The 11,375-nt window shown below is 32.6% G+C and carries 10 protein-coding genes; 5 read left to right on the top strand and 5 right to left on the bottom strand.

The features are described from left to right. Positions 1-123 precede the first annotated feature (123 nt). Both DOS84_RS14135 and DOS84_RS14130 read right to left on the bottom strand, forming a co-directional pair. Positions 124-1,353: an HD domain-containing protein gene (locus tag DOS84_RS14135; protein WP_111410773.1), complete on the bottom strand. Its 1,230-nt coding sequence runs from the start codon at positions 1,351-1,353 to the stop codon at positions 124-126. 467 nt (positions 1,354-1,820) lie between these two features. Next, complete coding sequence (locus DOS84_RS14130) at positions 1,821-2,594, bottom strand: polysaccharide deacetylase family protein (protein ID WP_111410772.1); 774 nt, start codon at positions 2,592-2,594, stop codon at positions 1,821-1,823. A gap of 325 nt (positions 2,595-2,919) precedes the next feature. Between DOS84_RS14130 and DOS84_RS14125 the strand changes: the two genes are divergently transcribed. The 4 genes from DOS84_RS14125 (at position 2,920) to DOS84_RS14115 (ending at position 8,257) form a co-directional block, all read left to right on the top strand. Beyond that, a complete protein-coding gene (locus DOS84_RS14125; protein ID WP_111410771.1) occupies positions 2,920-5,544 on the top strand; it encodes a phosphatidylglycerol lysyltransferase domain-containing protein in 2,625 nt (874 codons plus the stop codon). Between the two features lie 38 nt (positions 5,545-5,582). Further along, positions 5,583-7,010: an AcvB/VirJ family lysyl-phosphatidylglycerol hydrolase gene (locus DOS84_RS14120; RefSeq protein WP_111410907.1), complete on the top strand. Its 1,428-nt coding sequence runs from the start codon at positions 5,583-5,585 to the stop codon at positions 7,008-7,010. 460 nt (positions 7,011-7,470) lie between these two features. Further along, a complete protein-coding gene (locus DOS84_RS19125) occupies positions 7,471-7,626 on the top strand; it encodes a hypothetical protein (RefSeq protein ID WP_165830446.1) in 156 nt (51 codons plus the stop codon). 118 nt (positions 7,627-7,744) lie between these two features. Then, positions 7,745-8,257, top strand: a complete 513-nt coding sequence (locus tag DOS84_RS14115) for a PRC-barrel domain-containing protein (RefSeq protein WP_111410770.1) — start codon at positions 7,745-7,747, stop codon at positions 8,255-8,257. Between the two features lie 278 nt (positions 8,258-8,535). On the opposite strand, the gene DOS84_RS14110 is transcribed toward DOS84_RS14115, so the two are convergent. From DOS84_RS14110 to DOS84_RS14100, 3 genes are read right to left on the bottom strand one after another with little or no spacing between them, the layout of a single operon-like run. Beyond that, positions 8,536-8,991 (bottom strand): hypothetical protein, encoded by a 456-nt coding sequence (locus DOS84_RS14110; protein ID WP_111410769.1) that lies wholly within the window; start codon positions 8,989-8,991, stop codon positions 8,536-8,538. Continuing rightward, entirely contained in the window at positions 8,981-9,388 is a 408-nt protein-coding gene (locus DOS84_RS14105; protein ID WP_111410768.1) for a helix-turn-helix domain-containing protein, read from the bottom strand. The genes DOS84_RS14110 and DOS84_RS14105 overlap by 11 nt, the downstream gene beginning before the upstream one ends. Positions 9,389-9,400: 12 nt before the next feature. Next, complete coding sequence (locus DOS84_RS14100) at positions 9,401-9,940, bottom strand: hypothetical protein (RefSeq protein ID WP_124020649.1); 540 nt, start codon at positions 9,938-9,940, stop codon at positions 9,401-9,403. A gap of 454 nt (positions 9,941-10,394) precedes the next feature. Between DOS84_RS14100 and DOS84_RS19240 the strand changes: the two genes are divergently transcribed. Beyond that, the gene (locus DOS84_RS19240) at positions 10,395-11,261 is read left to right on the top strand and encodes a hypothetical protein (protein WP_207802065.1); all 867 of its coding nucleotides are present in this window, start codon (positions 10,395-10,397) and stop codon (positions 11,259-11,261) included. The last annotated feature ends 114 nt before the right edge of the window (positions 11,262-11,375 follow it).

Genomic DNA, 11,375 nt, shown 5'->3' with positions numbered 1-11,375 from the left:
GAATTGTATTTTTAAAAAAATATAAGATGGAACGTGCTAATGTAAGTTCTCACAATATTTAATAAAAATAGATTGGCTAGTTTTTGCGACAAAAATATAAAAAATAGGTTTTAAATGTTAATTTTAAATCAGTTGTTTTGGAAAACAAATGTAATACTTAGTGACTAACTTAGATAACGATTTCAAATTCAGCTGGTCTGAAGCTTCTACAACATCCTCAATTGTCTTGTCTTTGTTTAGAATTCGGATGGGTTCGGCAATTTTACTGTAGGCCTGGCTTTTTATTTTTCCTTTGAAAATGAAATAATTGGATTCGGCCAACGAAATTTTGTTTTGAATGGAAAATCGTTCCTTTTGTAACTGTAATTCTTCCAGTGGAACCTTGTCATTGGTTAACTTGATTTTGAAAAGATCCCTATTGATAATCATTTTACTCAATGAAGACAGTATAAAATCATCTTGGTTTTCCCAGGCTTTTAAAGCACTGATGATGTCAAAATCATCCAGCTTGGTAAATAATTTCACTGTTTTTGGATCAAAAGTCTCCATTTTCACTTTTTTTTGCATAAAAAACAACAATGGTTCGCTGCAAGGCAAAACAATACCTCTTTCGGTCAATTCTTTGGCACGTTTTAAGACTTTGGTCAAAGTTAATTCGGCTGCCAAACTTGTTTTATGCAAATATACCTGCCAATACATCAATCGTCTTGACATTAGGAATTTTTCGACCGAGTAGATTCCTTTTTCTTCAATAACCAAAACATCATCCACCACATTCATCATTTGTATCAATCGTTCAGAATTGACATTTCCTTCCGAAACTCCCGAATAAAAGCTGTCTCGTTTTAAATAATCCATTCGATCCATATCCAGCTGGCTTGAAATTAGCTGCAACATAAACTTACGATGGTATTCTCCCTTAAAAACTTTAATGGCAAGATTCAATTGACCTTGAAATTCAATATTGAGTTCATTCATTAACAGTAATGAGATTTCCTCATGATGTACATCTTCCACTATACTACTTTCCATTGCGTGCGAAAAAGGACCATGCCCAACATCGTGTAATAATATGGCAATATATAATGCATTTTCTTCTTCAGGGCTAATGTTTACCTCTTTGAAACGCAATACGTCGACTACTTTTTGCATTAAATGCATACATCCTAAAGCGTGATGAAAGCGGGTATGATTGGCACCTGGATATACCAAATAGGACAAACCCATTTGCGAAATACGTCTCAGTCTTTGAAAATAAGGGTGCTGAACTAAATCGTAGATTAAGGCATTAGGGATAGTAATAAACCCATAAATGGGATCATTGAATATTTTTAATTTATTTATTTGAGACACTATCGGTTCGTTTTAGGATAGCAAATATACTTAAAATAGTATTTGTATCTAAATTGCTGAATTCTGTCCCAAAAACTTCCCAATTTCTTGAAAAGTTTTGTGGTTCATGTGACGCTGTTTACGAACAATTTTACACAAGATTTGAAGAAGGCAACACTAAAATTTTAATGCTTTAAAAAGAGCATCAGGTTCTAAAGATAACAATTTAACTATCTGAAAAAACAAAAATTCAATTCTAAAGAAAGAGGCAATCATTTAGGTTGCCTCTTTTATTTTTAAGTTTCTTTATAGTGACAATGGAGGAATTTGAACCAGTAAATTAATATTAAATGCTTATTTATTTTTTAAAATCATCTGGAATAAGTTTCGAAAATTGTCCTGTTAAAGCTACTGGAATTAAGCCATTTTCGTTTAAAATGTTTCGTGTATTTACGCCCTTAAGCTTTTAAAAGATCAGCTATCCCGTCCTATTTTATAGTTTCTAAATTATCCAAGTCCGATAACCTATAAAATTTCAGGTTATTCAGTTTCATGTATTTGCATAAAAACTCTAAAGTTTCAATTCTTGTCTGATAATTGCCGGTCAATTTTTTAACTGGTTTATGACTGCATAAAATCAATATTTTATTCTTTTTCTTGGCATCATCCAATAATTCCAAAAGATAAGGAATGCTAAAATGAATATGACTATCGTCAATATCAAAAGCATAAAGAAATTTAGAATTTCTAAAATAACAACCCTCCTTTTCAGGAACATCTTGGCAAAAAGCTCTTCCTCGGATCACTTTATATTTGGGTGTCAATGCTTTATCAATCGCATCAGATCGTTCACCATAGGGATAGGCAAACGACGTAACATTAAAAGAAAATCTTTTCATGGAAGCCATCATAGGGTCTATTTCCTGCTTCACATACTCGTTAATCCCATGTGCCGCTACAAATTTTACGGCATTGTAATGGTGGTATCCGTGGCCTGCAATTTCGTGACCTTCCTTTTGTAATTCAAGTAGTTTTTTGATTTGAGGTGCACCAATAGAATCAATTCTGCAGACACAAAAAGTAGCTTTCCAATTGTATTTTTTCAAGACTTTATCGGCATAAAACCATTCATCTACATAAGCATCATCAAAAGAAATAACCACTCCCGCTTGATAAGGCTTTAGTTTTTCTGCTTTCTTTTCGCAAGAAATGAATGCTAAAAAGAAGAAAACTAATAAAATTTTAAATAAAGATAATTTCATTGATTACTTTGTTTAATTAAAGAGTAGAATCGACATTCAAATTTAATCTTTTTTACTTCTTTATTTTTACGTATTCACTTCTAATGGCCTGCTTAGTCATTTTATAAAATTAAAAGTCTAATCGAGGATATTTATCATAATCTATTCCCTTGGACTTGTTTCGAGCGAAAACTACTTTGTAAAAAAGAATATTTTTAGTAATTTTAGTTGTTTAATGTTTTGATTTTCAAGCAATAATTGGGTTTTTATTTTTCAAAACTTCATTTTTTCTTCATTTACTCAGGTTACTTTTGAACACAATCAGTATCAATCAAATTATTATAAAATGATAGCTTCTACCCTATTGATTTTCAATACTAGATTGGCAAAAAAAAAGTTTTTGCCCTTCAATAAAGAAAATAGAAAGCTATGTGTTCAATTTATAATTGGTGCTTTCTTTATTGGACTGGGAATTTGGTTTATAAAGCACGAAACGCCAGAAATAATTCAAATAAAAAATGCCGTAAGCAATGCTACTTTGCTTTGGGTTGTTGTGGGTCTATTTATAACGATAGTATATTTTGTTTTACAAGGATTGCTGTATGTTGCTTCATTTGCTGCAATAAATGCCAAAATAGAACTAAAAGACGCAGTTATACTTTTCTTAAAACGAAATTTCATTAGTGTTTTTCTGCCTGCCGGAGGATTTTCGTCTTTGCTTTTTTTCAATAATGCCATCAAAAAAAAAGGAAACTCAGAGCTTCAAATTCATTTGGCATCAGGCCTTTATGCTTTTATTGGCATACTTTCTGTAGTTCTCGTTGCAATTCCTGTTTTTATTTATACTTTTTTAAAAGCAACTATTGGTGCAAGTGATTGGTATGCGTTACTATCAATTATTGTGTTTATAATAGTATTGATTTCAATATATCGTTCTCTGATTGCAAAAGGATATATGTATACATTATTGACCAAATGGCTTCCCAAAACCGAAATCTTTTTAAATGATATAGAGAATCAAATAATTGACAAAAGGAAATTTTTTATAGCGGTTCTTTATTCAGTATCAATTGAGATTGTTGGGATTGCCCATTTGTATGTAGCCATGATAGCGTTGCATTTTGAACCTTCACTTCTAATCGCTTCTATCGGTTATATTATTTCAATGATCTTTTTAATTATATCTCCTTTTATGCGCGGTCTCGGTGCTGTTGAAGCCTCCATGAGTTATATTTTAATCCGTTATGGTTTTGGTAATGTGGACGCCATAGCAATCGCTTTTCTGTATCGAATTTTCGAGTTCTGGACACCTTTGTTTGCAGGGATACTGATTTTTGCATCCAAAATAAACAAGGTATTAATGCGCATCATTCCGGCATTCCTTTTATTGGGTTTGGGTATCATCAACATAATTTCGGTTTTAACTCCGGCAATAAACAATCGTTTAGTATATCTGAAAAATTATTTGCCACTGGAAGCCATTCACGCTTCGAATTATCTGGTTTTTACATCGGGGTTATTTTTGTTGGTCACGGCCTCTTTTATGCTCAAGGGATTGCGTATGGCCTGGTGGTTTGCATTGGCATTGTCTATAGTTTCTTTCGTTGGGAATTTAACCAAAGCGATCGATTATGAAGAGGCTATTATTGCCTTTGTGGTAATCCTAATTTTGATCGCAACCCGAAAAGAATATTACGTTAAGACCAATCCAAAACTTAGTTTATTGGGATTAGAAACTTCCATTCTAAGCATAATTGCTGTACTGGTTTATGGAACTATTGGATTTTATTTTTTAGATAAAAAACACTTCGACATTAATTTTAGCCTATTGCAATCCATCAGATACACATTACAGAATTATTTTTTGGTAGGCAGTTCCAATCTGGTTCCGTTAGATAGTTTTGCCAATCATTTTCTAATGTCTATAAAAATCAGCGGTTTTTTGTCCCTTGGGTTTTTAATCTACACATTGACAAACCCATACGTTATAAAAAATGCAATTACTGATGAAGAAAAAAAATTGGCAAATGAATTAATTAAAAAGTATGGAAATTCTAGTCTGGATTATTTTAAAACTTATTTTGATAAGCTACTTTTTATTTCCCAAAACAAAAATGCTTTTATATCGTACAGATTAGCCGGAAATTATGCTGTTGTACTCGAAAATCCTGTGGCAAAAAACGAGCAGGAAATGAAAAGTTGTATTGTTGAATTTGACCATTTTTGTTACGAATGCGGATTAAAAAGTATCTATTACAGAATATCAGAGAAAGACTTAAGCCTGTATCAAGCATTGCATAAAAAACACTTTTTTCTTGGTCAGGAAGGGATAGTGAATTTATCCGAATTCAGCCTGGAAGGGAACAGTAAAAAATCGTTGCGAAATGCTATGAATAAAATTGTAGAAAACGGATTTAAAACAATGATATATCAACCACCCATAAAAGATGGGATTTTACAAAAACTGGAAGCAGTCAGTGATGAATGGCTAAAAGAAACAAAGAGAACCGAAATTATTTTCTCTCAAGGCTTATTTAATATTGAAGAATTAAAACACCAAACCATAATAACGGTTGAAAACAAGGAAGAAAAAATAATTGCCTTTCTGAATATTATTCCAGACAGCGTGAACGGAGAGGCAACGTATGATCTTATTCGTAAAACAGCCGATGCACCAAATGGTGTAATGGATTTCATTTTGATAGCCCTCTTTAATTATTTGAAATCTCAAAATTACAGCACAATTAATTTAGGATTGGTTCCAATGAGTGGTATTGATAATCCAAAAACCATTCAGGATAAATCAATGAAATATGCTTATGAAAAAGTAAAATCGTTTTCGCATTACAAAGGATTGCGAAATTTTAAAGAGAAATTTTCACCCGCTTGGCACAATCAATACGTGATTTTTTCAGACGATTACGATTTGATACAAGTGCCTAGAATTTTGTCTAAAGTTATTAAACCATAATGCGTTGGTATTTGCAATTAGTTTTAAAAACACACCAAATGAAAAATCTTATTATAGCCCTTATAATCGCATTTGCTCTAAATACTAAAGCATTGGCAAATGATGTTGTCAATTATGGCTCATTTGGAAATGTAGCGATATACAAACCAACGGGCACACCAAAAGCATTTGTACTTTTTATTTCGGGTGATGGTGGCTGGAATCAAGGGGTTGTTGACATAGCAAAAAATATTGCAAATCAAGGTGCAATGGTTGCGGGTGTAAACATCCTTTCTTACTATAGAAACACCAAAAAACTGAACGTAAAATGTTATTATCCAGCAAGTGATTTTGAAAACTTGAGTTTAGAAATCCAAAAAAGATATCATTTTCCTAATTATTTCAAACCTATTTTGGTTGGCTATTCTTCTGGAGCAACATTAGTTTATGGTGCATTGGCACAAGCGCCCGCCAACACTTTCAAAGGAGCGGTTGTAATGGGTTTTTGTCCTGATATTAAATTAGACAAAACCTTATGCAACGGAACGGCATTAACAACAAAAGTTTTAAAACCCGGGAAGTCTTTTTATCTGAATCCCAGCGAAAAACTAACAGCACCATTTATTGTTCTTCAAGGGCTTAAAGACCTCGATTGCCCCTTTGCGGATGCGATAAAATATGGGAAAGAAGTGAATGCAGAACAATTAATTGGGCTGCCCAAAGTCGGTCACGGTTTTTCGGTAACAAAAAATTGGTTGCCACAATTTAGTACAGCTTATACAAAAATTCAAAATACCCCCACTTATGCAGAAAGGAAAACAATAGAAAATAAAGGAAATCAACCAAAAAATTTTCAAACTTATCAAACAGACTTGCCGCTGACAATAATCCATTCAGATACAAAAGAAAGTTTGCCGCTTGCTTTTATGATTTCTGGTGATGGTGGATGGACCAGTTTTGACCAAGAACTAGGAGAGCAATTTTCAAAAAACGGAATTCCGGTAATTGGGTTAGATGCACAAAGTTATTTTTGGAATGCTAAAACACCGCAAAAAAGCGCTTTGGATATTTCAAATGCAATCAATCATTATATGAAGCAATGGAATAAGAAGTCATTTATTTTGGTGGGTTATTCCTTTGGGGCTTCAGTAATTCCATTCATAGCCAATAATTTTCCAGACGAATTAAAAGAAAAAATAAAAGGAGTGTATAGTTTATCCCCCGACGAAACTGCTGATTTTGAAATTCATCTTTTGGATATGATAAGTGTGCATTCCATTGAAAAATATAATGTTATCGCTGAAATCAGTAGAATTAAATCGCTGAATCCCGTTTGTTTTTTTGGAAATGAGGAAAGTGAAACTGTTCGTAAAAAGTTTGAAGCAGCAGAATCAAAAGTAATAGTATTGCCAGGGAACCATCATTTTGACAATGGTTTTGGTGCTATTGTTGAGAATGTATTAAGAGTATATAATTCAATTAAGTAGCTCCTATTATTTCATTATGGCAGGAAATAGAAAGAAAATGCCATGTTATACAAAGTCGGGGGACTTTATGGGGCGTGGTGCTAAGACACAGAATAAACCAGTAGAAAATAATTCCGTTAGCTTTTTTATAAAATTGAAATTACTACTCTTTGTGGGCAAAGAATGCACCCGAGTCCCGACAATTATCGGGACAAACTGACGAAATAATTCTGCGCTATCGGGTAATTTATTTATTAGCCCCGCGTTGGAAACGCTTTGTTTCTTTTGCACAAGTAAGTAGGTACTCGTTGCAAACGAGCACCAGAGGGTGTGTTATTACTGTGTTCCCCATCCGCATTTTAATAGTTAGTCTGGTGTGAATTATATAACTTTTTGCTAAAATTACATACATCTTAGTCTAGTCTCCTTTGTACCTTTAGTATTGGATTAAAACTATTTTATAATCAAAAAAAATAAAGTCATGGCAGAAATTAAAATTGAGAAAAAAAAACCGGTATGGCCGTGGATTGCTGCAGGGCTGATAATCGCAGCACTTTTATACTTCATCCTTTTGAGTAATACCGAAACTCAAAGTGAAAGTAACGTAGAAATCGAAAACAGTACAAGTGTACGTTAGAAAGTGACAGCTAAACAGCAGGATAATTGTGTTATTTCACCTATTAAGGAAATACAATCTATATTTTCCCGCAGCTGTACGCAGCAGAAAATGAATATATAATAGTAAAAAAGAAATTATGGAAAATAAAGACAGAAATTTATACAAATTGGATGAGCTTTCGGATTATAAGATTGCTTCAAATTATTCTGATGTAAGAGGATGGAAAATAGTGGACGCTGATAACCGGACTATAGGCAAAATTGATAATCTGTGGGTTAATAAAGACATGCAGCGCGTTGTCTATCTGGATGTAAATGTAGATAAAGCATTGATAGAGGACAGCAGTAATGAGGTGCATGATGCTATAGCGAACGACAATGGAAAGGAGTTCATCTATAAAGACGGAAACAGCCATATTATCATACCCATCGGATCTGTTAGCATAAATAAAGACACGAAGATTGTCATGGCTAACAGTATAGGATATCATACTTTTAAAAACACGAACCGATTTAACAGTCAGCAGAATTTTGATAGAAATTATGAGCGAAGTGTAATGAAATCCTACTACCCCGAAAATGATTCCAGTCATAATGAGGACAGTGATGATGACAGCTTTTACAAACGCAGAGAGTTTGACAATCACTAGTGTCACTCATAATAGAGATCTCATAGAATAAGATATCGTTTAGATATGTAAAAAAAAGTTTCTTAGTAAGATAACAGATTTGTACACGAACGAAGTGAACTTAATCTATAATCTTTACCAAGCAATATGCTATAAAGTTAACACACAAAAAAAAGCTGCAAGAAAATAATTCCTGTAGCTTTTTTTATGAAATTGAAATGACTAGTCTTTGTGGGCACGGATTACTTCGTCAGTTCACTTCGTTCGTGTGTAAATCCGCTGTCGTGTGCTATCAGGTTTTATTTCTTTCCTTTTTCTAATAAATCATTAGGATTGATAACGGGCAGGATAAAATCACTTAAAACAGTTCCTTGGAAGCGCGTCATTAAAATCCCTCTCGATGTTGAATAGGTTATAGAAGCCAATGCATTCCCTAAAGCTGGGTGAACAGTAATGATTTCGTCTTTTTCGACAGTAGTGAGTTCTTCTATATTATCCACATAAAAAACATAAACAAAACTGAAATTGCCAACTGCTTCTTCAATAGTATCTCCATTGCTCTTAGTCTCGACATTGACTGAAAAATCAGCTCTTGCCAATTTGTCTTCAAGATTAAATCCCAATTCGAAATCAACATTGAAAATATGGCCTTCTACTTTTTTATTTTCAAAATCAAAAGGGCTGTTGATTTGCCCTTTAATGATTTTGAAATCTACAATTTCTATTTTTTCCGGATGTAAAATATTAGCTGACATTGGCTAATGGTGTTTTTGATTTGGTCTTAGATTTTTTCCACACATGGGTAAAGGATACATCTTTGGTGGTAACATGTGCATTCTTGTAAACAGTAATATGTCTTTTACCCCCTATCGAAGAAGACACAGGCTTTCTATGCGGTACAGTAATAATGGTATCACCCAATTCTGCTTCTAATTTTGCAAGTGAACGCAAAGTGAAATTGTGTTCGCCTACTAACCATTTATTCACTTCTGAAGGTCTTTTTTCCAATTTTTCAGCCAGATCCTTTTGGCTAAATCCTTTTTCTTTTAATAGCTGATTTACGCGTACCACAATGTCAGCGTATAACTTAGCGAAGATTTTTGTTTCTTCGGGTGTTTCTGCTAAAATTCTTTGGGCTACTTTGCTTCTCATAATTTTGGATTTTTAGAGGATGATTTCATCTGAACCATCATAATTAGTAAGTTTTCTATTTTTTTTATCTACGATAATTGTACCGTCACGAATAGCTTCGAGAATTCGTTTAGCAAATTCGCATGCATCTCTCCAAATTAAGTGTAGTGAACTTTTTTGATTTGTTTTGTCATCTTTGATACCTCCGTTAAAAAGTATAACGATATTGTTTGTAATTTTTAAGGCGTATAATCGTAACGGAAAATTTGGATAGTGATAGGTAATTTCATCGAGTACCACTTTACCTTGAACAGGCAATCCTTTTACTTCGTTTTCATTTCTGTTAAACAATTCATTAATTGCACCATGATCCTCTCCGATTGCGTATACTACAAATGATAATAATTCCTGATTGGCTTGTTTGTATTCTGGTAAAGCATCATACTTCTCAAAAAACAAATCAGTCTCATTGGTTTGAAGATCATCGTATCTCACGGTGTAAAAAGTACACTTTGCACCTTCATCATCCCATATTTCTAGAGCAAATATATTCACTTTACTAGTTGTTTGCAAACAAAAATACACTTTTAAGTGTATTTTATGACTATTTATATACTTTTTTTGTTTTCTCAAATATAGGAATATAATTCATTTCCTATCAATTTTTTTTGTTTTTTGATTACGAAATGCCTGTTGGTCACTGCTCCACATACTAGAAAAAGTAATCACCCACTCTGAAAGGCTTTCTATCACTACTGGAATCAATAAAGAATATATTAAAAACCAACCTTTACGGTTTTCCGTAACATACCTGAATTAAAAGAAGTTAGTTTTGAAAAATAAATATAATACTAATATTTTTTATCAGTGTTTTCGGTATTAATTTATATATTTGGAAAAACAACAGATGCTACAAAATAGTGATAATCTACCCCATTATGGTTGTATAATCGCTACTTTACAGCGATTATATACTAGTTAGCAGTAATGCACCCGCAGAATCAAAGAAACATCAAAAATATTCAGAATGAGCAAATCAAAAATGAAAATTTATTTGGATGAAACAGTTAAAGACTCAGAACTTTTTAAATCTAAATTAGAATTTGAGATTTGCAAACCTGAAATTTTTAAATATGGAATTATGGTTGAAGAAATTCCACCACATATTATTGATTCAGATTTTGATTACCTACAGTCTAAAATTCCTGCTTACGAACTATTGCATTCTGATTTCATAAATGTAGAAGCAAATAAAATCGAGAATTTATCAGTTGATGATAGGAAGAAAAAAACAATCTCTGAAATTATAGGAGTCGCTTTTGGAATAAAATATACTGTAGAACTATTAAATACAAATCCAAATAAATTTAAAAAAATAGGAATTCCTACTAATGGAAAATATTTGGACTATTCTTTAATTGTTGATAATTTAGAATACGAATTAGAAACTAAGGGAACTGTAAGTGCATACTACAATAGTTTTAAAAAAGATATTATAGAAAAGAAAAATAGTGCATCATTAAAAGATGTTTATTTACGTTTTGGTACAATTGCAATGATTAACAATCCAGGAGACCTTAAAAATTCGCAATGCGTAGTAGTTGATGATCCACCTGATGATAACAATAAATCTGGCGAGGATAGTTCTTATGAAACACAATTATTAAATTATGCAATGTTTCTTAGCTACATCTTGGACTCAAAATATTATAATAAGTTTATCAAACCATTAAAAAATAAAAGATTCAGACGAGTAAAAATAAATCAAAATAAGTTTTTTACAAGATTCGAATTTAATGGAAAAGTCTATCTTGGTGAATGTTTTGATTATAGGTTGATTAGAGAAGATTTAGACACTTTAAGACTAAATAATTTAGATGATGTCTTGTCCTGAAATAGCTATACACAATTCACGAGTGTATGGAATACAAGGAACAGGACGTTTATGCTGTCCGCGATCGTAAGCAAAGTCATTATGACCAAAGGTTGATTTTAAAAGTGGTAAAGG

Source organism: Flavobacterium aquariorum, from assembly GCF_003254745.1.
GTDB classification, from domain to species: Bacteria; Bacteroidota; Bacteroidia; order Flavobacteriales; family Flavobacteriaceae; genus Flavobacterium; species Flavobacterium aquariorum.
The sequence above is the reverse complement of the archived record's forward strand: the minus strand, read 5'-3'. Positions and strand labels throughout refer to the sequence as shown.